This window comes from Sphingomonas sp. 1F27F7B (assembly GCF_005503355.1).
Classification (GTDB): domain Bacteria; phylum Pseudomonadota; class Alphaproteobacteria; order Sphingomonadales; family Sphingomonadaceae; genus Sphingomonas.
Genome location: NZ_SCMK01000019.1, coordinates 54,589 through 78,495, shown reverse-complemented (window position 1 = coordinate 78,495; position 23,907 = coordinate 54,589). Strand labels below are relative to the sequence as shown.

At 67.6% G+C, this 23,907-nt stretch carries 25 protein-coding genes; 20 read left to right on the top strand and 5 right to left on the bottom strand.

All coding sequences use genetic code 11. The features are described from left to right. The first annotated feature begins 12 nt into the window (after nucleotides 1–12). The 5 genes from murJ to FFS08_RS16910 all read left to right on the top strand — a co-directional run bounded on the left by murJ (nucleotide 13) and on the right by FFS08_RS16910 (nucleotide 4,502). On the top strand, nucleotides 13–1,575 hold the full coding sequence (murJ, locus tag FFS08_RS16930; RefSeq protein WP_137863479.1) for a murein biosynthesis integral membrane protein MurJ: 1,563 nt from the start codon (nucleotides 13–15) through the stop codon (nucleotides 1,573–1,575). Between the two features lie 105 nt (nucleotides 1,576–1,680). Beyond that, nucleotides 1,681–2,670: a tryptophan--tRNA ligase gene (gene trpS, locus FFS08_RS16925; RefSeq protein WP_137863480.1), complete on the top strand. Its 990-nt coding sequence runs from the start codon at nucleotides 1,681–1,683 to the stop codon at nucleotides 2,668–2,670. Between the two features lie 80 nt (nucleotides 2,671–2,750). Continuing rightward, complete coding sequence (locus tag FFS08_RS16920) at nucleotides 2,751–3,014, top strand: hypothetical protein (protein WP_137863481.1); 264 nt, start codon at nucleotides 2,751–2,753, stop codon at nucleotides 3,012–3,014. Between the two features lie 93 nt (nucleotides 3,015–3,107). Next, a complete protein-coding gene (locus FFS08_RS16915; RefSeq protein ID WP_137863482.1) occupies nucleotides 3,108–4,151 on the top strand; it encodes a CAP domain-containing protein in 1,044 nt (347 codons plus the stop codon). A 90-nt stretch (nucleotides 4,152–4,241) separates the two neighbouring features. Next, on the top strand, nucleotides 4,242–4,502 hold the full coding sequence (locus FFS08_RS16910; protein ID WP_137863483.1) for a hypothetical protein: 261 nt from the start codon (nucleotides 4,242–4,244) through the stop codon (nucleotides 4,500–4,502). Between the two features lie 176 nt (nucleotides 4,503–4,678). Here the strand turns inward: FFS08_RS16910 and dnaA are convergent, their stop codons facing one another. The 3 genes from dnaA to mutM form a co-directional block, all read right to left on the bottom strand. After that, nucleotides 4,679–6,043 (bottom strand): chromosomal replication initiator protein DnaA, encoded by a 1,365-nt coding sequence (dnaA, locus tag FFS08_RS16905; RefSeq protein WP_212742030.1) that lies wholly within the window; start codon nucleotides 6,041–6,043, stop codon nucleotides 4,679–4,681. A 459-nt stretch (nucleotides 6,044–6,502) separates the two neighbouring features. Further along, nucleotides 6,503–6,766 (bottom strand): 30S ribosomal protein S20, encoded by a 264-nt coding sequence (gene rpsT, locus FFS08_RS16900; protein WP_086128864.1) that lies wholly within the window; start codon nucleotides 6,764–6,766, stop codon nucleotides 6,503–6,505. 100 nt (nucleotides 6,767–6,866) lie between these two features. After that, on the bottom strand, nucleotides 6,867–7,676 hold the full coding sequence (mutM, locus tag FFS08_RS16895) for a bifunctional DNA-formamidopyrimidine glycosylase/DNA-(apurinic or apyrimidinic site) lyase (RefSeq protein ID WP_137863485.1): 810 nt from the start codon (nucleotides 7,674–7,676) through the stop codon (nucleotides 6,867–6,869). 160 nt (nucleotides 7,677–7,836) lie between these two features. On the opposite strand from mutM, the gene FFS08_RS16890 reads away from it, so the two are divergent. The 12 genes from FFS08_RS16890 to FFS08_RS16835 all read left to right on the top strand — a co-directional run bounded on the left by FFS08_RS16890 (nucleotide 7,837) and on the right by FFS08_RS16835 (nucleotide 18,802). Continuing rightward, on the top strand, nucleotides 7,837–8,592 hold the full coding sequence (locus tag FFS08_RS16890; RefSeq protein WP_137863486.1) for a class I SAM-dependent methyltransferase: 756 nt from the start codon (nucleotides 7,837–7,839) through the stop codon (nucleotides 8,590–8,592). A gap of 103 nt (nucleotides 8,593–8,695) precedes the next feature. After that, complete coding sequence (gene ubiB / locus FFS08_RS16885; protein ID WP_137863487.1) at nucleotides 8,696–10,231, top strand: 2-polyprenylphenol 6-hydroxylase; 1,536 nt, start codon at nucleotides 8,696–8,698, stop codon at nucleotides 10,229–10,231. Further along, nucleotides 10,228–11,343 (top strand): hypothetical protein, encoded by a 1,116-nt coding sequence (locus FFS08_RS16880; RefSeq protein ID WP_137863488.1) that lies wholly within the window; start codon nucleotides 10,228–10,230, stop codon nucleotides 11,341–11,343. The genes ubiB and FFS08_RS16880 overlap by 4 nt, the downstream gene beginning before the upstream one ends. Then, on the top strand, nucleotides 11,340–11,813 hold the full coding sequence (locus tag FFS08_RS16875; RefSeq protein ID WP_137863489.1) for a hypothetical protein: 474 nt from the start codon (nucleotides 11,340–11,342) through the stop codon (nucleotides 11,811–11,813). Before FFS08_RS16880 ends, FFS08_RS16875 begins: the two co-directional genes overlap by 4 nt. Continuing rightward, the gene (gene coaBC, locus FFS08_RS16870; RefSeq protein ID WP_171012663.1) at nucleotides 11,810–12,997 is read left to right on the top strand and encodes a bifunctional phosphopantothenoylcysteine decarboxylase/phosphopantothenate--cysteine ligase CoaBC; all 1,188 of its coding nucleotides are present in this window, start codon (nucleotides 11,810–11,812) and stop codon (nucleotides 12,995–12,997) included. The genes FFS08_RS16875 and coaBC overlap by 4 nt, the downstream gene beginning before the upstream one ends. Further along, nucleotides 12,987–13,796 carry an alpha/beta hydrolase gene (locus FFS08_RS16865; RefSeq protein WP_249341151.1) on the top strand — a complete coding sequence of 270 codons (810 nt, stop codon included), beginning with the start codon at nucleotides 12,987–12,989 and terminating at the stop codon, nucleotides 13,794–13,796. Before coaBC ends, FFS08_RS16865 begins: the two co-directional genes overlap by 11 nt. Continuing rightward, entirely contained in the window at nucleotides 13,796–14,242 is a 447-nt protein-coding gene (gene dut / locus FFS08_RS16860; protein WP_137863490.1) for a dUTP diphosphatase, read from the top strand. Before FFS08_RS16865 ends, dut begins: the two co-directional genes overlap by 1 nt. After that, on the top strand, nucleotides 14,239–14,604 hold the full coding sequence (locus FFS08_RS16855; RefSeq protein WP_137863491.1) for a hypothetical protein: 366 nt from the start codon (nucleotides 14,239–14,241) through the stop codon (nucleotides 14,602–14,604). Before dut ends, FFS08_RS16855 begins: the two co-directional genes overlap by 4 nt. After that, nucleotides 14,601–15,356: a HesA/MoeB/ThiF family protein gene (locus tag FFS08_RS16850; protein WP_137863492.1), complete on the top strand. Its 756-nt coding sequence runs from the start codon at nucleotides 14,601–14,603 to the stop codon at nucleotides 15,354–15,356. Before FFS08_RS16855 ends, FFS08_RS16850 begins: the two co-directional genes overlap by 4 nt. 37 nt (nucleotides 15,357–15,393) lie before the next feature. After that, entirely contained in the window at nucleotides 15,394–16,392 is a 999-nt protein-coding gene (locus FFS08_RS16845) for an NAD-dependent epimerase/dehydratase family protein (protein WP_137863493.1), read from the top strand. Nucleotides 16,393–16,450: 58 nt separating this feature from the next. Continuing rightward, a complete protein-coding gene (locus FFS08_RS16840; RefSeq protein ID WP_137863494.1) occupies nucleotides 16,451–17,797 on the top strand; it encodes a nucleotide sugar dehydrogenase in 1,347 nt (448 codons plus the stop codon). A 48-nt stretch (nucleotides 17,798–17,845) separates the two neighbouring features. Beyond that, nucleotides 17,846–18,802 carry a J domain-containing protein gene (locus FFS08_RS16835; RefSeq protein ID WP_137863495.1) on the top strand — a complete coding sequence of 319 codons (957 nt, stop codon included), beginning with the start codon at nucleotides 17,846–17,848 and terminating at the stop codon, nucleotides 18,800–18,802. 55 nt (nucleotides 18,803–18,857) lie between these two features. On the opposite strand, the gene galU is transcribed toward FFS08_RS16835, so the two are convergent. Beyond that, nucleotides 18,858–19,730 carry a UTP--glucose-1-phosphate uridylyltransferase GalU gene (gene galU, locus FFS08_RS16830; RefSeq protein ID WP_137863496.1) on the bottom strand — a complete coding sequence of 291 codons (873 nt, stop codon included), beginning with the start codon at nucleotides 19,728–19,730 and terminating at the stop codon, nucleotides 18,858–18,860. Between the two features lie 129 nt (nucleotides 19,731–19,859). Here galU and FFS08_RS16825 point away from each other — a divergent pair, with 129 nt between their 5' ends. The 3 genes from FFS08_RS16825 to wecC are packed head-to-tail and all read left to right on the top strand — an operon-like array spanning nucleotide 19,860 to nucleotide 22,662. Beyond that, nucleotides 19,860–20,222 (top strand): VanZ family protein, encoded by a 363-nt coding sequence (locus FFS08_RS16825; protein WP_137863497.1) that lies wholly within the window; start codon nucleotides 19,860–19,862, stop codon nucleotides 20,220–20,222. Between the two features lie 24 nt (nucleotides 20,223–20,246). Further along, nucleotides 20,247–21,383, top strand: coding sequence for a non-hydrolyzing UDP-N-acetylglucosamine 2-epimerase (wecB, locus tag FFS08_RS16820; RefSeq protein ID WP_137863498.1), 1,137 nt, complete (start codon nucleotides 20,247–20,249; stop codon nucleotides 21,381–21,383). Next, a complete protein-coding gene (gene wecC, locus FFS08_RS16815; RefSeq protein WP_137863499.1) occupies nucleotides 21,367–22,662 on the top strand; it encodes a UDP-N-acetyl-D-mannosamine dehydrogenase in 1,296 nt (431 codons plus the stop codon). The genes wecB and wecC overlap by 17 nt, the downstream gene beginning before the upstream one ends. Before the next feature lie 9 nt (nucleotides 22,663–22,671). On the opposite strand, the gene FFS08_RS16810 is transcribed toward wecC, so the two are convergent. Then, complete coding sequence (locus FFS08_RS16810; RefSeq protein WP_171012662.1) at nucleotides 22,672–23,646, bottom strand: M48 family metallopeptidase; 975 nt, start codon at nucleotides 23,644–23,646, stop codon at nucleotides 22,672–22,674. Nucleotides 23,647–23,907 lie beyond the last annotated feature (261 nt).

Here is a 23,907-nt window from a genome sequence, read left to right as displayed (position 1 = left end):
AGGGGGAAGGCGATGAAGCTCGCCCGCAGCCTGGGGTCGGTCGGCGGGCTCACGCTCGCCAGCCGCGTCCTCGCGCTGGTGCGCGATTCGCTGCAGGCCCGCTATGTCGGCGCGAGCTTCGCGTCGGATGCGTTCACCATCGCCTTCCGCCTCCCCAACATGTTCCGCGCCCTCTTCGCCGAGGGTGCGTTCAACTCGGCCTTCATCCCGATGTTCAATCGGAAGGTAGGCGAGACGGGCGAGCTCTCGCAGGGGCTCGACTTCGCCGAGCGCGCGCTCTCGGTGCTGTTCCTCGCGCTCGCGGCGATGACCGGCGTGATGCTGGCCGCCGCCTGGCCGCTCACCTGGCTGCTCTCCGGCGGCTTCAACGACGTCGCGCCCGACCGCTTCGCCTTCGCAGTGGAGCTGAGCCGGATCGCCATCCCCTATCTGATGCTGATCAGCCTGGCCTCGCTGCTGGGCGGCATCCTGAATTCGCTCGACAAATTCTGGGTCAACGCCGCCGCGCCGATCCTGCTCAACATCGCGATGGTGGTCGCTCTCGCCGTGTTCAACGGCGATCCGTTCGAGACGGCCCGTGCCCAGGCGATCGCGGTGCCGATCGGCGGCGCGCTCCAGCTCGGCTGGCTCGCGCTGGCCTGCCGCCGCTCGGGCGTCTCGCTCAAGCCCCGCCTTCCCCGGCTCGATCCCGAAGTGAAGCGGCTGATGAAGCTGATCCTGCCGGCCGCCGCCGGCGCGGGCGCCGCGCAGATCAACCTGCTGATCTCGAGCGCATTGGCCGGCGGGCTGCTCGCCGCGGGCTCGCTTTCCTACATCTATTATGCCGACCGGCTGAACCAGCTGCCCCTCGGCATGATCGGCATCGGCCTCGGCACCATCCTGCTTCCCACCATCTCGCGCCTGCTCGGCGCCGGAAAGGACGAGGAAGCGATGGAAACGCAGAATCGCGGCATCGAACTGGCGCTGTTCCTCACCTTGCCCGCGATGATCGCGCTGATCGTCGCGGCCGAGCCGATCGTGCGCGGCCTGTTCCAATATGGCCATTTCGGCCCCGAGGCGACGCGTGCCTGCGCGCTGGCACTCGCCGGCTTCTCGGTCGGCCTGCCCGCCTATGTGCTCGTGAAGGTGCTAACGCCCGGCTATTACGCGCGGCACGACATGAAGACGCCGGTGCGCTATGCGATCGTCTCCGTCGGCGTGAACATCGCGCTCAACCTGGCGTTGATCCCGCTGATCGGGGCCAGCGGCCCGCCGCTCGCCACCGCGATCTCGTCCAGCGTCAACACCTTCATGCTCTATCGCACGCTCAATCGGCGCGGCCATTTCACCGCCGACGCGCAGCTCAAGCGCCGCCTGCCTCGCCTTGCGCTCGCGGCTGCCATCATGGGCGGGGCGCTGTTCGCCTTCGATCACCTGCTCGATCCCTGGCTCAACGGCCATATGGTCGAGCGCTACGGCGCGCTCATCGTCCTCGTCGGCGCAGGCTGCACGATCTACGTCCTGGCCTGCTTCGTCACGCGCGCCTTTCTGATCTCTGACATCAAGGCGCTGGTCCGCCGCCGTTCGGCGCGCTAGAGGCCTCCGCGTCCCTGACATCCTTGTGCGGCTGCGTCCCCGCCGTCTCGGACCCGCGGCCCGTCCAAAGGCCGAACGGTCAGCCCGGGCGCGGAAGGAAAATTCATGCGTGTCGTTTCCGGCATCCAGACCACCGGCAATCTCCACCTCGGCAACTATCTCGGGGCGATCAAGCAGTGGGTGGCGATGCAGGATCAGGGGGAATGCCTCTTCTTCCTCGCCGATCTCCATGCGCTGACGGGCAACATCTCGCCGCAGGAACTCGCCAATTCCACGATCGAGATGGCCGCGACGCTGATGGCGTCCGGCATCGACGATCGCGCCATCCTGTTCAACCAGGCCCGCGTTCCCGCGCATGCCGAATTGTGCTGGATCCTCAACGGCACCGCGCGGATGGGCTGGCTCAACCGCATGACCCAGTGGAAGGACAAGGCGGGCAAGAACCGCGAAGGCGCCAGTGTCGGCCTGTTCGCCTATCCGGTGCTCCAGGCCGCCGACGTGCTCGTCTACAAGGCGACGCACGTGCCGGTGGGCGAGGACCAGAAGCAGCATCTCGAGCTGGCGCGCGACATCGCCGCCAAGTTCAACACCGATTTCGAGGTCGACCTCTTCCCGCTGCCCGAACCGTTCATCTCGAAGGCTGCCCCGCGCATCATGAGCCTGCGCGACGGCAGCGCGAAGATGTCCAAGTCCGATCCCTCGGACCTGTCGCGAATCAACCTGTCGGACGATGACGACATCATCGCCCAGAAGCTCCGCAAGGCGAAGACCGACCCCGAGCCGCTGCCCGATTCGTTCGATGCGCTTGCCGAACGTCCCGAGGCGAAGAACCTGGTGACGATCTACGCTGCGCTGTCGGGTCGCGACCCCCAGTCGGTGGTGACGGAGTTCGCCGGCCAGGGCTTCGGCGCGTTCAAGCCGGCGCTGGCGGACCTCGCCATCGCCGTGCTCGGCCCGGTGCGCGAGCGGCTGAACCAGTTGCTGGCGGACCGCGACGCAGTGGGCCAGCAGCTGGCCAAGGGCGCCGAGCGCGCCAGCACCCTTGCCGAGCCGACGCTCAAGGCCGCGCAAAAGGCGGTCGGACTGCAAATCTGAAACCGAATCCGTGGCACCCGCGCTCGCCGCGGGTGCCATGGCCGCATAGTCTGAGGCCTTCCGTTTTCAGGAGGTACTCGATGCATCACAAGCTTCGCTTCGCGCTCACCCTCGCCGCGGCCATCGGGCTACAGACCGCGCCGTTCCAGGCCGCCCAGGCCCGGCCCGATCCGGTCCCCGACTGCACTCAGCCGCCCTCGGCCTTTTGCGACGATTATGCCGCCCTGGGCTTCGCGACCCGCATCCAGTGCGTCGCCTACGTCATGCAATATTGCGAGGCGATCAATAATCCGGGCGACAATTGCTACATCAATCCGCGCACCGGCCAGCGCGTCTGCCAATAACTGCTGACAGTCCTTCTCCCGGCGCTATGCTCCGGGGAAAGGGCTGGAACCGTGCCGCGCCCTTCGGGTTCTGCCAACCGGGAGTGCGTGCAGATGCGTAAGCTGGTTACCCTGTTGCTGCTCGGCAGCGCCCTGTCCGCGTGCAGCGGGGGCGGCTCCGGCGGGGGTGGCGGCACAGTCGTCACGCCCACGCCGACGCCTGGGTCGGGATCGACGCCCACGCCCACGCCCAGCACACCCTCGCCCAGCCCGACGAGCACCGAGCCCGCCACCGGCTCCGATTTCCTCAGCTCGGTCGCCCTGCTCTACAGCACTCCACCCAATATCGCCGCATGCCAGGCGGGAACGCTAAAGCCCGAAGTCGGCGCACGCGTGCTGGCGACGCTCAACGACATTCGCGCGCACCACAATCTGCCCGCGGTCACTTATGCGCCCGCCGACGAGCCCGCTTCCCAGCAATCGGCGCTGATGATGGCGGCCAACGGGCAGCTCAGCCACAATCCGCCGGCGAGTTGGAACTGCTATACCAACGCCGGCGCCACCGCCGCCGGGCAGAGCAACATCTATCTGGGCATGGGGGGCCTGCGCTATTCGCAGGATGCCGATCTGCTGATCGGCTGGCTCACCGACACCAACAATGTGGTGGCGAACAATATCGGCCATCGCCGCTGGCTGCTCTATCCGTTCCTCTCGACTATTGCCTATGGCCGGGTCGCCGGAGTCTGGCAGGGCAGCAATCGCGCGGACGGCGCCTCGATCAAGGTGATCAACAATACCCAGAACACCGCCGGCCCGCTGCCGGATTATGTCGCCTATCCGTTCGAGGAATATCCGGCGCGCTATTTCGACACCGCGGCGCTGCTCTCCTTCGGCGTGATCGCCAACAAGAGTGCCAATTTCGGGGCGAACGCGACGGTCAGCTTTGCCAATGCCACGATCGTCGTGCGCGCGCGCGGCGGCGCGGCGCTCACGGTATCGAACGTGTCGTGGGACAATGACGGCTATGGCCTGCCCAACAGCCTGCAATGGAAAGTCGCCGGCCTGGCCGCCAACACCATCTATGACGTGACGATCAGCAATGTCACCGTCAGCGGCGCCGCACGAAACTACAGCTATTATTTCCGGCTGGTGCCCTGAACGCTCCGAAACCACCATATCCGCGCGAGATCCGCTAGGCCGTGCGGACGTCGCGACTTAGCCTGCGCTTTCCACGACAGGGAGGCACATATGCGCAAGAAGATCGGTTTCTCGCTCTCGCTCGCCGCCGCGGCCGGGTTCCAGGCCGTCCTGGCCCAGCCGCTCCAGGCACGTCCGGGCTTCGGCGAATGCGACAATCCGCCATCGGTCACCTGCTCCAGCTATCAGGCCCGGGGCTTCGCCAGCCATGGCGACTGCGTCACATATTACAGCGACTATTGCCCGCAACTCGAAAGCGGCAACGGCGGCTGCGTCTATGATCCGCGGATCGGCCAGACCATCTGCTGGTGAAGCCGAGGCGGTCATAGCCGCACGAAAGCGCACCGCCATTATGACTAGACAAAAAGGCCGGACCCGCCAGGGCCCGGCCTCTCTGTTGATCAGGGTGGAGGCGTGACCGATCCGCGTTGCCCCGCTCTCAGCTCCTCCACCCCGCCCGCCCCTGAAGGAGGCGGGAACATGGCTCCTTAGCCTTCCAGCGTGCGCATCAGCGTGCGCACGGCCGTGTCGATCTCCACGTCCTTGCCGCGCAGCTCCTCGATGCGCTTCACTGCGTGGATCACGGTCGAATGGTCGCGATTGCCGAACTTGCGGCCGATCTCGGGCAGCGAGCGCGTGGTCAGCCGCTTGGCGAGATACATCGCGATCTGGCGCGGCCGGGCGATCGCCACGGCACGACGCTCGGAGATCAGATCGATCTGCTTCACTTCGAAATGCGCCGAGACCGCACGCTGGATCTCGTCGATCGTGATGCGGCGCTGGGCCGAGCGCAGCACCTCGCCGAGCACGTTGGTGGCAAAGTCGATCGTGATCACTTCGCCGTTCAGCTGGGCATAGGCGACGAGGCGATTGAGCGCGCCCTCAAGCTCGCGGACATTGGTGGTGATCCGTGCAGCGAGCAGGTCCATCACTTCGTGCGGCATCGTCACTGCCGGCATGTCCTGCAGCTTGCGGCCGACGATCGCACGGCGCAGCTCCAGCTCGGCCGGCTTGATGTCCGCCACCAGGCCCGAGGCCAGGCGGCCGGCAAGCCGCGGCTCGAAGCCTTCCAGCGCCTGGGGCGCGCGGTCCGCCGCGATCACCAGCCGCTTGCCCGACGACATGAACTCGTTGACGGTGTGGAAGAACTCCTGCTGCGTGGCGTCCTTGCCGCCGATGAACTGCAGGTCGTCGATCATCAGCAGGTCGACCGAGCGCAGCCGCGCCTTGAACGCGTGGGTGTCCTTGTTGCGCAGCGCCTGCACAAATTCGAACATGAAGCGCTCGGCGGTCACGTAGATCGCGGTCGCGGCCGGATTCGCTTCCAGGAACGCATGGCCGATCGCGTGCATCAGGTGGGTCTTGCCCTGGCCCGTGCCGGCATGGAGGTAGAGCGGGCTGAAGCGCGGGGCGCCAGGCTCGGCCATTGCCTTGGCCGCGTTGCAGGCCACGCGATTCGTCGCATCGATCACGAAGCGGTCGAAGGTGAAGCGCGAGTCGAATTGCGGGCGCTCGGCGGGCGATGCCGTGGCGGCCGCGACCGGTGCCGAATCGGCAGCCGCCGGAGCGGGCGCCGTGCTCAGGACACGCTTCGGTTCTTCCGTCAGCGTCTCGATCGACACACTGCGCACCGCCGGAATCTGGCCGCGGAATTCGAGCAGCAGCCGCTCGGCATAGTGATTCTTGACCCACTGGGTCATGAACGCCGAGGGCAGGCCCAGGCGCACGATCTCGGCATTGCTGCCTTCGATCAGGACCACCGGCTTGAGCCACTGGTCGAACAGGCGCTGGCCCGCAGAGCGGCGCAAGTTCGCACGCACATGCGCCCAAGCCTTCGCAACCGCAGCTTCCATCCCGTCCCGTTCCAAGGCCTGAACCTGAGTCACCGTGACGCACCCCTCCTTCGCGGGAAAGCAGCCGCTTCCCGTGCGCTAATTCGCTCCGACATGAGGCCCTTCGACACCGGACATCCCCGGTCCCTGTGCGACGGGCTTCGCTAAATACCCTGGCGAGAACTCGCCTGGGAGGTCTGTTTTAGGAACCCCTTTCTGAGTCGATCAAGGGGGTCGGGTGTAAAGATACTGAAATAGTTTTGTTGACTCGCCGTAACCCGCGGAAAACCGTGGGGGCATCCTCACAAACTACTGAAAAGCTTGGCTTCTGCGGATTATTGCAAACCAAAGACACTGCGACTCGCGCGAATCTCAGGGTTCCATGGGCTTGCCATGATTCGTTCCGCAAACCCTTGTCAGACACGACAAAAACCCCGCGGAACCGGAGTTCCGCGGGGTTTTATTACGAAAAAATTACGATTACGCCAGCGCTTCGACGCGCTTGTTGAGACGCGCGAACTTGCGCGAGGCGGTATTCTTGTGGAGCACGCCCTTGGCGACGCCGCGCGCCATTTCCGGCTGCGCAGCGGCGAGCGCGGCAGCGGCCGCGGCCTTGTCGCCGGCCTCGAGGGCCGACTCGACCTTCTTCACGAAGGTGCGGATACGGCTCACGCGGGTGCCGTTGATCTCCGCGCGGCGCGCATTGCGCCGGATACGCTTCTTCGCTTGCGGCGTATTCGCCATGCCGTCTCGTTCCTAGCTCGAAATGTTTAGGGCGCGGGGAACATGCCTCCACGCCCGGAAAGACGGGCCCCTTAGCGCTACCGGCGATTCGGGTCAACCGTTACGACTGGCATTTCGGGCACCAGAAAGTGGAACGCCCCGAATCGACGCGCCGCTCGACCAGCCCTCCGCACCCGCACGGCTCCCCTTCCCGGCCATATACCCGCCATTCCTTGGCGAAATAGCCGAGCTCGCCATCGGGCCGGGCATAGTCGCGGATCGTCGAGCCGCCGGCGCGGATCGCGCTCTCCAGCACCTCGCGAATCGCGGCGGCCAGCTTCTCCAGCCGCGCCTTCGAGATCGAGCCGCCTTCGCGGGTGGGCGCGATGCGGGCCATGTACAGCGCTTCGCACACATAGATGTTGCCCAGTCCCGCCACCACACGCTGGTCGAGCAGCAGCGCCTTCACGGGCGCCACCCGGCCCTTGAACATGCGCGCGAGGTGCGCCGCATCGAAGTCCGGCCCCAGGGGCTCCGGCCCGAGCGCGGCAAAGGGCGGCCAGGCCGCCACTGCCGCGCTCGGCATCAGGTCGACCGAGCCGAATCGCCGCGGATCGTTCAGCGCGAGCCGGTGATGCTGCGTCTCGAGCACCAGGTGATCATGCTTGCCGATCTCCCCGGGATCGATCCGCCAGCGCCCGGACATGCCGAGATGGAAGATCAGCGTGTCGCCGCGATTCGTCTCGATCAGCCCATATTTCGCGCGCCGGCCGAGCCCGGTGACGGTGGCCCCGGTCAGGCGCTGGCCGAGCCCTTCCGGAAACGGCCGGCGCAGATCGCCGCGGTGCAACGTCACGCGCATGATCGCGTCGCCCTTGAGCACGGGTTCCAGGCCGCGGACAGTGGTCTCTACTTCGGGAAGCTCAGGCATGCCGCTTCCCTAACGTGCCGACCCCCTGTTCGCCATCCCCGCGAAGGCCGGGATCCGGAGCCATGCCTGCCGCGCTCGCCGGTCCCGGATCCCGGCCTTCGCGGGGATGAAGGGTTTAAAGGCGATGACGTGGGAAATTTCCCCCGCTAGAGCCCCTGACATGACCGACACCGTCTCCTTCGGCTACGAGGACGTGGCCCCCGAGGAAAAGACCCGCCGCGTCGGCGAGGTCTTCTCCAGCGTCGCTTCGAAATACGACCTGATGAACGACGCCATGTCGGGCGGCCTCCATCGCCTGTGGAAGGACAAGTTCGTCCGCCGGGTAAAGCCGCGCGCGGGCGAGCATATCCTCGACATGGCCGGCGGCACCGGCGACATCGCCTTCCGCATGGCGCGCTCCGGCGCCTCGATCACGGTGGCGGACATCAATCCGGAGATGCTCGCCGTCGGCATCGAGCGCGCCGCGGAGCGCGGAATCGCCGGCGCGGGCGAGCCCGAAACCGGAAGCCTGGTGTGGAGCGAGGCCAATGCCGAGCAGCTGCAATGGCCCGACAAGTTCTTCGACGCCTATACCATTGCCTTCGGCATCCGGAACGTGACCGACATCCCCAGGGCGCTTCGCGAGGCGCACCGCGTGCTCAAGCGCGGCGGCCGGCTGTTCGTGCTGGAATTCTCGACCACCCAATGGCCGGGCTTCGCCGAGGTCTATGACGCCTATTCGCACCATCTCGTCCCCAGGCTCGGCCAGATGCTCGCCGGCGATGCAGACAGCTATCGCTACCTGATCGAATCGATCCGCCGCTTCCCGCCCATGCCCGAATTCGAGCGGATGATCCGCGAGGCCGGCTTCACCCAGACCAAGGTCGAGCCGCTGCTCGGCGGCCTGGTCGCGATCCATTCGGGCTGGAAGATTTGAATTCGGTGACGACGTCCCAACTCCGATTTCGTCATCCCGGCAAGGGCGGGGATGACGGGGCCTTGCACGCCGGGCTGGGCAAACCAATGCGCCGCGGGGTGCTATGACCGCGCCTGTCGTCCATCTCTGGCGCCTGCTCAAATGGGGCCGCATCCTGGCGCGCCACGGCGCGCTGCGCGGCATCGAGCAGGACCCGCACACGCCCCGGCCCGTCCGCCGCGTGGCCCGCATCGCCCGCTTCGGCGCGCGCGTGCCCAGGGTGCCGCACTATGCCGATGCCTTCCAGGCGATCGGTCCGGCGGCAATCAAGCTCGGCCAGACGCTCGCCACTCGCCCCGACCTGGTCGGCGACGAAGCGGCGAGTGACCTGCTCCGCCTGCAGGACGCGCTGCCCCCGCTGCCCTTCCCGGTGATCCGGCAGCGAATCGAAAGCAGCTTCGGCCGGCCGCTGGAGACCTTCTTCGCCGAATTCGACGAGACGCCGGTCGGCGCCGCGTCGATCGCGCAGGTCCATCGCGCGGTCACCACCGACGGGCGCCAGGTCGCGGTGAAGGTGCTGCGCCCCGGTATCGAGACCGAATTCGCCAAGGCGATCGACACCTATGAATGGGCCGCCGCCCAGGTCGAGGCCATGGGCGGAGAGGCTTCGCGCCTGCGCCCGCGCCTGGTCATCGAGACCTTCAAGCGCTGGACCGCGCGCGAGCTCGACCTGCGCCGTGAAGCCGCCTCTGCCTCCGAGCTGGCCGAGGGCATGCAGGCCGAGCCCGATTTCATGGTCCCGCAGATCGACTGGCAGCGCACCACCGGCAAGGTGCTGACGCTGGAATGGATCGACGGCATCAAGCTCTCGCACCGCGACCGCATCGTCGCGGCGGGGCACGATCCCAGTGTCCTGGCCGGCCGGCTGATCCGCGCCTTCCTGCGCCAGGCGATCGCCGAGGGCTTCTTCCATGCCGACATGCATCAGGGGAACCTCTTCGCGCTCCCCGACGGCCGCATCGCCGCGATCGACTTCGGCATCATGGGCCGGATCGATCGCCGCGCCCGCGTCTGGCTGGCCGAGATCCTCTACGGGCTGATCACCGGCAACTATGCGCGCGTGGCCGAGATCCATTTCGAGGCCGGCTATGTTCCGCCGCACCACAATGTCGCCGAGTTCGCCACTGCGCTCCGCGCCGTTGGCGAGCCGATGCGCGGCCTGCCGGTCAAGGACATGTCGATGGGCGCGATGCTCGACGGCCTGTTCTCGATCACCCGCGATTTCGACATGCAGACCCAACCGCACCTCCTGCTGCTCCAGAAGACGATGGTGATGGTCGAGGGCGTGGCGCGCACGCTCGATCCCGACATCAATCTGTGGGACGTCTCGGCGCCGTTCGTGCGCGAATGGATCCGCACCGAGCTGGGGCCGGAGGCCAAGATCGCCGATCGGCTGGTCGAGGATCTGCGCACCCTCGCCCGCCTGCCCGATCTGATCCGCAACATCGAGCGGCGCTTCCCCGCGCCGGGCGGCGCGCCGCCCGCGCCGCCGCTCAAGGAGATCGAGCGCATCCGCGTGGTCGGCGGCTGGCGCTATGCGGCGGTGGCGGTGTTTTCCGGCGCGGTGGGCGCCGCGATCATGATGTACCTGCTTTCGTGAAACTGCCGGCGATCCGCTGGCTGGCCGGGCCGACGCGCTTCGCCGCGCTCGGCCGCGCGCACGCCCGTGTCGCGCTCGCCCTGCTCGGCCTGTTCCTGCTGCTTTCGCTGACCGCCCTCGTCACCGTCGGCCCGCCCCCGGTCAGCGGCGACCCCGCCAACCGCGCCGACGACCAGAGCGATGTGGTGCTCTATGAGAGCATCGTCGCGGGCGTCCGCCATGGCGGCGGCTATTACGAAGTCGCCGCCGATGCGCTGCGGGCCGGCAATTATCCGCTGCGCCCCTTCGCCACATTCCGCCTGCCCGGCCTGGCAATGGTCGAGGCCCACCTTCCCCGACTGGTGACGCTGGGCCTGCTCTATCTGCTCGTCGCTTCGGTCTTCGCCGTCTGGGGCATGCGGCTGCGCGGCGGGATGACCCGCTGGCCGCCGGTGGCGATCGGCCTCGCCCTGCTCGCTGCCGGGCTGATGGCCTTTCTCCGGCCCGATCTCTGGGCGTTCCACGAAATCTGGGCGGGGCTGCTCGTCACGCTCTCGCTGGGCATCCGCCGGCAGGGCCGCTGGATCGAGGCAGTGGCGATCGCGCTGCTCGCCATGCTGATCCGCGAGACCGCCGCGCTGTTCGCGCTCGTCATGCTCGCCGCCGCCTGGTTCGAAGGCCAGAAGCGGGAGGCCCTGGCCTGGGGCGTGGCGCTCGCCTGCTTCGCCGTCGCGCTCGGCTTCCATGCCTGGGCGGTCGGCCAGGTCACCACGGCTTCCGATCCCGCCTCGCCCGGCTGGGCGGGGCTGCACGGCTATGGCTTCTTCGCCAAGTCGGTGGCGCTCTCCACGGCGCTCCGGCTCCTCCCGATGGCGCTGGGCGCACCGCTCTTCACGCTGGCGCTGTTCGGCTGGATCGGCTGGAGGGACCAGGCCGCGGCCCGGGTCGCCGCCACGCTCGCCGCCTTCGGACTGGCGATCGCCCTGTTCGCGCGGCCCGATACCTTCTATTGGGCGCTGATGGTCGCCCCGCTCTCGCTGATCGGCCTCGCCTTCGTGCCCGATGCCCTGCGCGACCTGTTCCGCCAGGCGCTCGACAGGCGCAGGATCACCGTGACAAAGGTGGTCCGATGAGCCGCGAGACCCTTGGCACGCCCAGACAGGGAAGCTGGCTGCTGGCATGGCTGGCCGGCACGCTTGTGACGCTTGGGCTCACCCTGACGGCGCTACTGCTCTGGATAAGCGCGATATCCAATTCCAATCCCCCCGCAGGCGGGGGTGGCGACACGCTCATGATGACTCTCTACGCCGCGCCATATTTTGCGGCGGGAATCGGCGTTACCTGTTTCCTCGTCATCACAATCATGACCCTGGCTGACGCTCGCAGCCCGAAGCCACCTGCCGCCTGGCTGCTTGCCGGGCTCTTCGCGAACGCCCCCGCCGCCTTGGTCATCTGGGGCCTGTCCAACTTCGGCGATTGCTTCAATCGCTGCGACAAGATCGACACCCTGCAGACTGTCGCGCCCAGTATGTGCTTCTATACTTTCGGGATTCTCGGCACCCTTGCCATCTATCGCGTCCGCCGTGGAGCCTGGCACCAATGATCAAGCGCATCCTCCTGATCGTCGGCGGCGGCATCGCCGCCTACAAGGCCTGCGAGCTGATCCGGCTGTGCCGCAAGGCCGGCATCGAAGTGAAGTGCGTGCTCACCGCCGGCGGGCAGCATTTCGTCACGCCGATGACGCTGGCGGCGCTCAGCGAGAACCAAGTCTACACCACGCTCTGGGACCTGAAGGACGAAGCCGAGATGGGCCATATCCAGCTCAGCCGCGAGGCGGATCTGGTCGTGCTCGCGCCCGCCACTGCCGACCTGATGGCGAAGATGGCGGCCGGCATCGCCGACGATCTCGCCACCACGCTGCTGCTCGCCACCGACAAGCCCGTGCTCGCGGCCCCGGCGATGAACGTGCGGATGTGGCAGCACGCCGCCACGCGCCGCAACGTCGCCACCCTGCGCGGCGACGGCGTGACCGTGCTCGAGCCCGATGAGGGGCCGATGGCTTGCGGCGAATATGGCCCCGGCCGCCTCCCCGAGCCCGAGGCCATCCTGCGCGCCATCCAGAGCGCGTCGGATCCGGGCCCCGGCGCCGCCCGCCCGCTTGCCGGCAAGCATGTCCTCGTCACTGCCGGTCCCACGCACGAGCCGATCGATCCGGTGCGCTACATCGCCAATCGCTCTTCGGGGAAACAGGGCTATGCCATTGCCGGCGCGCTCGCCGCGCTGGGCGCGCAGGTCACGCTCGTTTCCGGACCCGTCGCGCTGGCTACGCCGCCGGGCGTCACGCGCATCGACGTCGAGACCGCGCAGGAGATGGCCAATGCCGTCGCCCGGGCATTGCCCGCCGACGCCGCAGTGATGGTCGCCGCCGTAGGGGACTGGCGCGCCGAGGCGGCCGCGCAGAAGATCAAGAAGGAAGGCGGCGCCCCGCCCCGCCTCCAGCTCTCCGAGAACCCCGACATCCTCGCCATCCTCGCCGCCAGCCCGCGCCGGCCGGGCCTGGTCGTGGGATTCGCCGCGGAAACGGAGCGGGTCGTCGAACATGCCACCGCGAAACGCGCCCGCAAGGGCGCGGACTGGATTGTCGCCAACGATGTTTCGGGCGATGTGATGGGCGGTGAAGCCAATGCCATCCATCTCGTCACCGCCGACGGTGTCGAACATTGGGAAAGACTGCCCAAGGACGAAGTCGCCCGCCGGCTTGCGCAGCGTATCGCCGATGCGCTCTAGCTTCGCACTGCTGCTGCTCGGCGCGGGCCTTGCCGCCTGCGCGCCGCCGACGAGCCCGGGCGAGCCTCCCGCGCCGGCGAACGGCCTCTATACCCAGAGCTTCGGCAACACGCCGGCGCGCCAGGTCCGCACGCTGATCGTCGTCCTGCACGGCGATGCACCCGTCGCCAAGCCCGACTATCAATATGCGTTCGCCCGCGCGGCCGCCGAGGCAGTGCCGCACAGCATCGCGGTCGCCCTGCTCCGTCCCGGCTATGAGGACCCCCAGGGCCATCGCTCGCCGGGCGCGCGCGGCCAGACCACCGGCGACAATTACACCCCCGATCGCATCGCCGCAGTTGCGGAGACGATCCGTCACCTCCAGCGCCGCTACGGCCATGCCCGCACCGTGCTGGTCGGCCATTCGGGCGGCGCGGCGATCGCGGCGGACCTGGCCGCCACCTGGCCGCACCTGGTCGACGGCATCGTCCTGGTCTCCTGCCCCTGCGCGCTGCCCGAATGGCGCAAGCACATGAAGACCGTCGCGCCGACGCCGCTCTGGGATGCGCCGGTCGACAGCCTCGATCCGGTCAAGCTCGTCGGCGGCATTCCGCCGAGCCTGCGCGCCGCGGTGCTGGTGGGCGCCGACGACAAGACCACGCCGCTCCGCTTTTCGCGACTCTATGCCGAAGCTTTGTCCTTGCGCGGAATCGCCACCGATTTCCGCATTGTCCCCGGCAGGGGCCACGAGCTGCTCGGCGATCCCGAAGTAATCTCCGCGCTCCAGCGCCTCGCTGCTGCCCTTCCAGGAAAGTCCTGATGCTCGCTCCGATCCGTATCGCTCTCCAGCGCCTGCCGCATGGAGAGGAACTGCCGCTTCCCGCCTATGCGACGGCGGGCGCGGCGGGCATGGACGTAGTCGCGGCCGAGGACGTGGTGCTGGCCCCCGGCGCGCGCCACGCCGTGGCGACCGGCTTCGCGATGGCGATCCCGCCCGGCTATGAAGTCCAGGTCCGGCCGCGCTCCGGCCTGGCGCTCAAGCACGGCGTCACCTGTCTCAACACGCCCGGCACCATCGACAGCGACTATCGCGGCGAGGTTAAGGTGATCCTCGCCAATCTTGGTGACGCCGCGTTCACCGTCGCGCGCGGAGACCGTATCGCACAGCTCGTGCCCGCGCCGGTCCAGCGCGCGGAGCTCGAGGAGGTGGGGACGCTCGACGAAACGGCGCGCGGGATCGGGGGCTTCGGATCGACGGGCACGTGATCGGATCGGTTCTTCTTGCAGCGGCGCTCCAGGCAGCGCCGATCGACTGGGACGCGCTGCCGCCCCTGCCCTGGCGCACGCCTCCGGTTCTCACGCCGGACATGCAGGGCTTCGTCCAGCGCGAAGTGAAGCTGCGCAAATGCACCACGGCCAAGCCCGGTACCGTGGAAGTCTCGATCGCGGTACTGGTCGACGAGAATGGCGCCATCCGCACCACCGTGCCGCGCGCGATCGCCTGCCCCTCGGTCGAGCAATATGCGGCGGCGCTCGCGGCGGGCTTTGCCCGCGGCAATCTCCTCCCGCGTCCCGGCGCGAGCGAGCAATGGTATCGCACGACGCTCACCTTCACTCTGCCGCAATGAACTTCACCGACGCGGAGCTGGAACGCTACGCCCGCCACATCGTGCTGCGCGAGATCGGCGGCGGTGGCCAGATGCGCCTGAAGGCCGCGCGGGTGCTGCTGATCGGCGCGGGCGGAATCGGCTCTCCGGCGATCGAATATCTGGCGGCTGCCGGCATCGGTACGCTCGGCGCGATCGACCACGACCAGGTCTCGCTCTCCAACCTCCAGCGCCAGACGCTCTACGCCACCACGGACGTGGACCGCCCCAAGGTGGAGGCCGCGCGCGCCCGGGTCGCCGCGCTGAACCCGGAAGTGACGTTCACCGGCTTCCGGCAACGGATCGACGCGCGCAATGCCGACGCGCTGATCGCCGAGTTCCATCCGGACGTCGTCCTCGACGGCTGCGACAATTTCGCCACACGCCTCGCCGTTGCCGATGCGTGCCTTCGCCACCGCATCCCGCTCGTCTCGGCCGCGGTATCGGAGTTCGAAGGCCAGCTCGGCGTGTTCCGCGGCTGGGAGGCAGACAGGCCCTGCTATCGCTGCTTCGTCGGCCAGGATCCCGACCGCCCCGGCATCAGCTGTGCCGAACAGGGCGTGCTCGGCGCGCTCACCGGGGTGATGGGCAGCCTCGCCGCGCTGGAGGTCGTCCGCGCCATCGCCCCCTTCGGCGAGGATACCGCCGGCAAGCTCCTCCTCGTCGACACGCTCGCCTTCCGTTTCCGCGCACTCGCCCTGCCCAAGGACCCCGGCTGCCCCGCGTGCGGATGACTGGACTTGACTACGACCTTGGGGCACGGGGCACCGCATGACCCGCGTCCTCGTCACCGGCTCGGCCGGCTTCATCGGTTTCCATACCGCCAGCAAGCTGCTCCAGCGCGGTGCAACCGTGCTCGGTGTCGACAATTTCAGCGACTATTACGACCCGGCGCTCAAGGAAGCGCGCAACGACGTCCTGTCGAATCATCCCAATTTCAAGGTAGCCCGCGTCTCGATCGACGACATGGCGGCCTTTGGCGCCGTCTGGGCCGAGTTCCGGCCGGACGTGGTGATTCATCTTGCCGCGCAGGCAGGCGTGCGCCACTCCATCGACGCGCCCGAAAGCTATGTCGCGGCCAACCTGATCGGCACGTTCAACGTGCTCGAGCTCGCCCGCCGCCACGCCACCGGGCACCTGCTCGCCGCTTCGACCAGCTCGGTTTACGGCGCGAACACCGACATGCCGTTCACCGAGACGCAGCGCACCGCCACGCCGCTGAGCTTCTACGCCGCCACCAAGGGCGCGACCGAGCTGATGGGACACAGCTACGCGCATCTCTACAAGATCCCGACGACCTTCTTCCGCTTCTTCACGGTCTATGGCCCATGGGGCCGGCCGGACATGGCGCTGTTCAAGTTCACCAGGGGCATTCTCGCCGGCGAGCCGATCGACATCTACAATAACGGCCGGATGGTCCGCGACTTCACCTATGTCGACGACCTGGCGGAAGCGATCGTCAAGCTCACCGAAGCCGTCCCCGGCACGGCGCCGGTCGAGGGCGACAGCCTATCCCCCGTCGCGCCCTTCCGCACCGTCAACATCGGCGCGGGCCAGCAGACCCAGCTGATGGACTATATCGGCGAGATCGAGCGCGCACTGGGCAAGCAGGCGATCAGGAACTTCATGCCGATGCAACAGGGCGACGTGCCCGCGACCGAGGCCAGTTCGGCACTGCTCAAGACCCTGACCGGCTATGCGCCCTCCACCCCGCCGAGCGAGGGCGTTCCCGCATTCATCGATTGGTATCTGGCGCATTATCGAAACTGAAACCCCTCCCGGGGCATGAATGCGCGCGAAAGCGTATTTCCACCGGGATAGGGTTCCTATGAGCATCGAATGGCCCGCGCACGGGCTCAAGCTTCAGGCGCGGATCGAGAACGGCACGGCGATCATCGGCGTGATCGGCATGGGCTATGTCGGCCTGCCGCTCGCCATGGCCTTTGGCGAGGCCGGCTGCCCCGTCCTCGCCTTCGACGTCGACCAGGCCAAGATCGACGCGCTGGAAGCCGGCGAGAGCTATATCAAGCATATCGACGCCGCCCGCATCGCACCGCTCGTCGCGAACGAGAAACTGCGGGCCACGGCCGACCTGGCCCGGCTGGGCGAGGCGGACGTAGTGCTGATCTGCGTCCCCACCCCGCTCACCCGCCATCTCGAGCCCGACCTGAAATATGTCGAGAGCACGACCCGCGCGATCGCGAAGACGCTGCGCCGCGGCCAGCTCGTCATCCTCGAATCGACCACTTATCCCGGCACCACCAGGGAAGTGATGCAGCCGATCCTGGAGGAAACCGGCCTGATCGCCGGCAAGGACTTCTTCCTGGCCTATTCGCCCGAGCGCGAGGATCCCGGCAACCCGACCTATTCGACCACCAAGATCCCGAAAGTGGTCGGCGCGGACGACACTGCCTCGGCCGAGCTGGCGCTGGCAGTCTATCGCCACATCGTGCCCCAGGCGATCCAGGTCTCGTCCGCCGCGACAGCGGAGGCGGTGAAGATCACCGAGAACGTGTTCCGTGCGGTCAACATCGCGCTGGTCAACGAGCTCAAGCTCATCTTCACGGCGATGGACATCGATGTGTGGGAAGTGATCGACGCGGCCAAGTCCAAGCCGTTCGGCTTCATGCCCTTCTATCCGGGCCCGGGCCTTGGCGGCCATTGCATCCCGATCGATCCCTTCTACCTCACCTGGAAGGCGCGGGAGTACAACCAGCACACCAAGTTCATCGAGCTGGCCGGCCAGATCAACGCGGACATGCCGCAGCACGTCGTCCGCGTCCTGGCCGACACGATGGACGCGCGCTTCGGCCGGGGCCTGCGCGGCGCGCGCATCCTGGTGCTGGGCGTCGCCTACAAGAAAAATGTCGAGGATATCCGCGAGAGCCCGTCGCTCCGCCTGATGGAGATGATCGAGGCGCGCGGCGCCACCGCCGATTTCCACGATCCCCACGTCGCCCAGATCGACAACACGCGGGAGCACCCGACGCTCAACTTCCGACGCGGAATGGCATGGGATGAAGCAGCGATCGCGGACTATGACGCGGTGCTGATCGCCACCGATCACGACGCGGTGGACTATGCCGCACTCGTGGCGTCGGCAAAGCTAGTGCTGGATACCCGCAACGCGTGCGGACGGGCCGGCGTGGCTTCGGACAACGTCGTGCGGGCGTAGCCCAAACCCGCCTTTCGCCCCTGCGGCGCGCCTGATAGATATTCGCGCATGCGGGCCCCCGACGACATCGATCCGTACGAGGTACTCGGCCTCAACCCCAAGGCCGACGATGTCGTTATCCGTGCCGCCTGGAAGGCGCTGATCCGCAAATATCACCCCGATGCCAGCACGGCACCCGACGCCGCCGAACGGTCGGCGAGAATCAATGCCGCGTTCAAGCTGCTGGTGACGGCCGAGGCGCGTACCGCCTATGATCGCCGCCGGACCCAACCCGCCACCGCACCGCAGCGGCCGGCACCCACGCAGGCGTGGCAATCCGCCGGTCCACGCCACCGCGCCCCGCCGCAGCCAGCCCGCCGACGGGCGTCGCGTCGCCGCAAGCTCGCGCTGGTCGGACTGGCGATCCTGCTCGTGAGCGCGCCGACGCTATATCTGGCCGTCAACGACATCCACCTGCCCGCGCCGGTGCAGCGCACGATGGACGGACTCCTCACCAATCCCTCCGTCGCACAGGTGCGCGGCAACGCACGTCGGCTGCTCGGGCTCGACGCGCCGCCGGTCTTCGCGGCGGCGTCATCCGCTACCGAAGCCAGTGCCGCCCCACCGCCCCCGATCGACAAGGCGGCGATCGTCGCGACGGTGGAGCGGTTCGTAGTGCTTTCCCGGCAAGGCGGTGACGCAGTCACCGCCAAAGGTCGCGATTGCGTCGCCCAGGTCCGGGACACGCCGAGTTGGACGGCGCTGGACAATTGCACCGCACTCCACATCGCTGGACTGGCGGCGGGTAACGGCTTGTTCGAGGGACCCGATCCGAACGCCGCCTATTTCGACGAGGCCACGCCGCTGATGTCCGGGCGCTATGCCGCGCTTTCCGGCGACGACGCTCTGGTGAACACCCGGATCGATAGGATCCGCGCAATGGTCTGGCCGACGCTACTCAGCAAGTACGAGGCGCAGGTGCGCGCGCGACAGCCCCGGAACGCAGTCGAACTGCCATCCCCGTGAGGGGACGGGCCCCGCCTCCGGGGCCGATCGAGCCCGCATACCGGGCGGCTGTCGTTCAGCCCGTGCAGCGCTTCGCGACGAACTCGCGCACCGCCGGGGCGATGTCCTCGCGCTCCAGCGCCACCGCGATGTTCGCCTGGATGAAGCCAGCCTTGTCACCGCAGTCATAGCGCACGCCGTCGAAGGTGACGCCGTGGAAGCGCTGATCCCCGATCATCTGAGCCATTGCGTCGGTCAGTTGGATCTCGCCCCCGGCGCCCTTGCCCTGCTTCTCCAGCACGCGCATCACTTCGGGCTGCAGGATGTAGCGGCCGATCACCGAAAGGTTCGACGGCGCCGTGCCCGGGGCCGGCTTCTCGACCAGGCCCCGCACTTCCGTCAGCGCCCCGTCCTGCGCTCCCGGCGTGATGATGCCGTAGCGGTGCGTCTGGTCATCGGGAACGATTTCGGCACAGATCAGGTTGCCGCCCACCCGATTATAGGCATCGACCATTTGCTTCAGGCAGCCCGGTTTGCCCAGCATGAAATCGTCGGCAAGCAACACCGCGAAGGGTTCGTCGCCCACGATGTCGCGGGCGCACCACACCGCATGGCCGAGCCCCATCGGCTCCTGCTGGCGGACATAGGCGACCGCGCCCGGCTTGAGCCGGGTCGCGTCGAGGATCTCGAGCGACTTGCCGCGCGCGGACATTGTCGTCTCGAGTTCATAGGCAATGTCGAAATGGTCTTCGATCGCGCTCTTGCCGCGCCCGGTGACGAAGATCATCTGCTCGATGCCGGCCTCCAGTGCCTCGTCGACGGCATACTGGATGAGCGGGCGATCAACGACGGGCAGCATTTCCTTGGGAAGGGCCTTGGTAGCGGGCAGGAATCGCGTACCCAGACCACCGACGGGAAACACGGCCTTGCGCAGCGGCTTGATGGTCATGGCGCGACTTGATCTCCAAAATGCTGGCGCGCTGCTACTCGTCAAATTCGCGCCGCGCAATCGATGTGATGTGCCGGGCAAGCGGCGAGCGCGCTCGTATTGCACTGCAACATATGCCAATGACCCCGCATGCAGTCCATAGCGCTCCGCCTGTTCTTTGCCTCGGCCGTGGTCCTGGTCACCTTTCTGGCGCTAACGCCCGGACCGTTGGGCCAGATCGTCGAATCCGGCCCCGCGCGGCATCTGCTCGCCTTCGGCGCGCTTCCGGTGCTCAGCAGCCTGGCCTGGCCGCGGCTCAATCCCTATTGGCAATTTCTCGCCTATGCGGGTTTCGGCGCCGCGATCGAGATCGCCCAGCTGCTGATGGACGTCGGCCGCGTCGCCGAGTGGGAGGATTGGGCAAATGATCTGATCGCCACCACGATCGCGCTGGCGCTGGTCTCCGCCGCAAGAATGTGGTCGCGGCGCGGCGCAAGGTTAGAGGCGCGTTAAGCCCGATCTGCTATGCGGGCGACCATGTCTTCACCGTCCCGCCGCGTCCTCCTCATCTTCGGCACCCGTCCCGAGGCGATCAAGCTCTTTCCCGTCGTGCGCGCGCTCGCCGCCGCCCCCGGGCTCGACGTGCGCACCTGCGTCACCGCGCAGCATCGCGGGCTGCTCGACCAGGTGCTGGCGATCGCCGGTCTCACGCCCGATATCGACCTCGACCTGATGGAGCCAGGCCAGGCGCTCGAGCAGCTGACCGCCCGCCTGCTCACTGGCCTCGGCAAGGTGATGGATGAGGAAAGGCCGGACCGGGTGATCGTCCAGGGCGACACCGCCACGGCCATGGTCGGCGCGCTCGCCGCCTATTACCGCAAGGTGCCGGTCAGCCATGTCGAGGCCGGGCTGCGATCGGGCGACATCTACCAGCCCTGGCCCGAGGAAGTGAACCGCCGCATCGTGGCCCCCATTGCCGACCAGCATTTCGCGCCCACCGAAACGGCCGCCGAGGCGCTGCGCCGCGAGAACATCGATCCCGCGACGATCCACGTCACCGGCAACACGGTGATCGATGCCCTGCTCGCCACGCGCGCGCGCATCGAAGCCGAGCCCGGCCTGTCGGCAGGCCTCGATCCGATCGCCGATCGTTTCGCCGGCAAGCGCGTCATCCTCGTCACCACGCATCGCCGCGAGAATTTCGGCGGCGGCATGGAGGATATCGCCCGCGCGCTCGGCCGGATCGCCGATCGCGACGACACCGCGATCCTCTTCCCGATGCATCCCAACCCCAATGTCGTGGCGGCAATGGACAGGCTGCTGGGCGACCGGCCCAACGTGGCCCGCATCGCGCCGCTGGACTATCCGCACTTCATCCGTGCGCTCGAGCTGTCCGACGTCGTGCTCAGCGATTCCGGCGGCGTGCAGGAAGAAGCCCCCGCGCTCGGCAAGCCGGTGCTGGTCATGCGAGAGACTACCGAGCGCCCCGAAGGCGTCGCGGCGGGCACTGCCAGGCTGGTGGGCACCGACCCGGAGCGTATCGTTTCCGAAATCTCAACCCTCCTCGACGTACCTTCCGCCTATTCGGCCATGGCCCGCGCCCACAACCCGTTCGGCGACGGCCATGCTTCCGAGCGGATTGCGGGGATCGTCGCACATGGTTTCGGATTCTGAGCTCAAGGTCTGCGTCCTCGGCCTGGGCTATATCGGGCTTCCCACGGCGGCGGTGATCGCCCGTACCGGCGCAAAGGTGCTCGGCGTCGACGTCCACCAGTCGGTGGTCGACACGGTCAATTCGGGCAAGGTCCATATCGAGGAGATCGACCTGGACGGCTTGGTCTCGGGCGTCGTCGCCCGCGGCAATCTGCGCGCCTCGCTCCAGGTCGAGCCGGCCGAGGTGTTCGTCATCGCCGTCCCCACCCCGTTCGGCGAGGGCCATGCACCCGATATCGGCTATGTGCTCAAGGCTGCGACCAATGTCGCGATCACGCTCAAGGCCGGCGACGTGGTGATCCTCGAATCCACCTCTCCGGTCGGCACCACTGAGAAGGTGGCCGAGCTGCTCGCCCAGCTACGCCCCGACCTCAAGATCCCCGGCCACTGCGCCGGCAGCGCCGATGTCGCGATCGCCTATTGTCCCGAACGCGTGCTGCCCGGCCGCATTCTCGTCGAGCTGATCGACAATGACCGCGTCATCGGCGGCATCACGCCGCGCTGCGCCCGCAAGGCATTGCAATTCTATCGGCGCTTCGTGCGCGGCGCCTGCGTCACCACCACGGCCAAGGCCGCGGAGATGACCAAGCTCACCGAGAATGCCTTTCGCGACGTCAACATCGCCTTCGCCAACGAGCTGAGCCTCATCGCCGGGAAGATGGGCGTCGACGTTTGGGAAGTGATCCGCCTCGCCAACCGCCATCCGCGGGTCAACATCCTCTCGCCCGGCCCGGGCGTGGGCGGTCATTGCATCGCGGTCGATCCCTGGTTCCTGGTCAGTGCCGCGCCGGAGCAGACGCCGCTTATCCGCACTGCCCGTGAAGTCAACGACGGCAAGACCGACTACGTCATTGCGCAAGCCGCCGCGATGATCGAGGCGAACCCGGGCGCGCGCGTCGCTTGCCTGGGCCTGGCCTTCAAGGCGAACATCGACGATTTCCGCGAAAGCCCGGCGCTCAAGGTGGCGGCGGCGCTGGCGCGGCGCTTCGGCGAGCGCATCCAGATCGTCGAGCCCTATGCGCGCGCGCTGCCCCCCGCATTCGACGGCACCGCCGCCGAGCTGATCGACGTCGACAGCGCGATCGAAGGCTGCGACATCTTCGTGGTGCTGGTCGATCACGACGTGTTCAAGTCGGTCCCCCTCGACGAACGCGCCGAGAAGCAGGTCTATGACACGCGCGGCATCTGGCCGGATCAGCCCCGCGGCGCCGCGGGCGAGGCGCTGCGGCTGGCGAGCTGATCTCCGCCGCTAGCGGCGAACCAGGATCGACTGCCAGTCGCCGTCCAGCGGCTTGTCGCGCTCGGCGATCAGCGCGGGCACCAGCGGACGGGCGGACAGCGGCTCCACCTTCGCCACCTCCGCTTCCAGCGTCGCCACTCGATCGCGCCAGGCGGGATGCGAGCGGCTGCGCAGGATGCCGCCTGCCTTGCTCGGCCCGAAACGCTTCCAGAAATCGATCGTCGCACGCACCGGATAATTGGCGTTGGCGAGCAGATAGACCGACAGGAGATCGGCCTGCACTTCGGTCTGGCGGAAATATTTCACATTGGCCCCGAAGCCGGCCAGCAGCCCATAGTCGACGCCGCGGGCCTCCAGGCGATCGCCATGGTGCAGGATGTTGTGAGAGAATTCGTGCGCCATCACCGCCGCGAGCTGGTCGTCGGGATAGTCGTCGAGAAAGCCCGACCCGATCTGCACCATCGTCCCGTCCGCCGAGGCTCCGAAGCCGCCGTCGAGTGCGAGCTCGAAGCGCGATCTGCACGCGCGCACCGGCTGGATCGTCACCTGGATGGGCGCACCCGACCGGATCGCCTCAATCGCGATGGGGCCGTTGGCGGGAAGCGCCGCGATCGCAAGCTGTGCGGCCACCAGCTTGTCGGTGCTACCCGGCTTGCCCGGCAGCGCGGCGATATCCACCGTGCCGACGCGCACCAGAGAATCGTCGGCCCGCAGCCCGGCGCTATCCGCCGGACTGCCCGGAACCACGCCTTCCACCGCCACCGCCGTCGCGAAATGAAAATGCTTCCGCGCCGCCTCACGCGCGCCGGGATCGAACTGATCGAGCGTATGGAGCTGGAGGCCGATGCCCGCCTCGATGCGGTCGCACAGTGCGGCGTTGGCGGTGGCCAGCCTCCAGCCGATCCCGGCAACGCGCATATCGGCCATGCGCACGGTTTCGAACAGGCTCCCGTCCTGCGCTCGCGCCGGAGCGGAAGAAGTCATCAGGAGGATCAGAACGCCGGCCAGCAGACCATCCCGGCGGCCAGGCGCGCCAATGCGGAATTCGCGGAACAGGGGTTTCATGGCGCCCTAGTACGACGGACGGACCACATCGCCAATCGGGCACTTCCGCAACATGGGCTCCCGATTCGTACTTGCCCCGATTCGGCGTCCTTCCGTTTGATTTTGCAGTGCAACTTGAAGCCGAGAGCGGCTCCCGCAACAAAAGCGTCACAAGAAATCCGCTCTAACCATCACGAAACA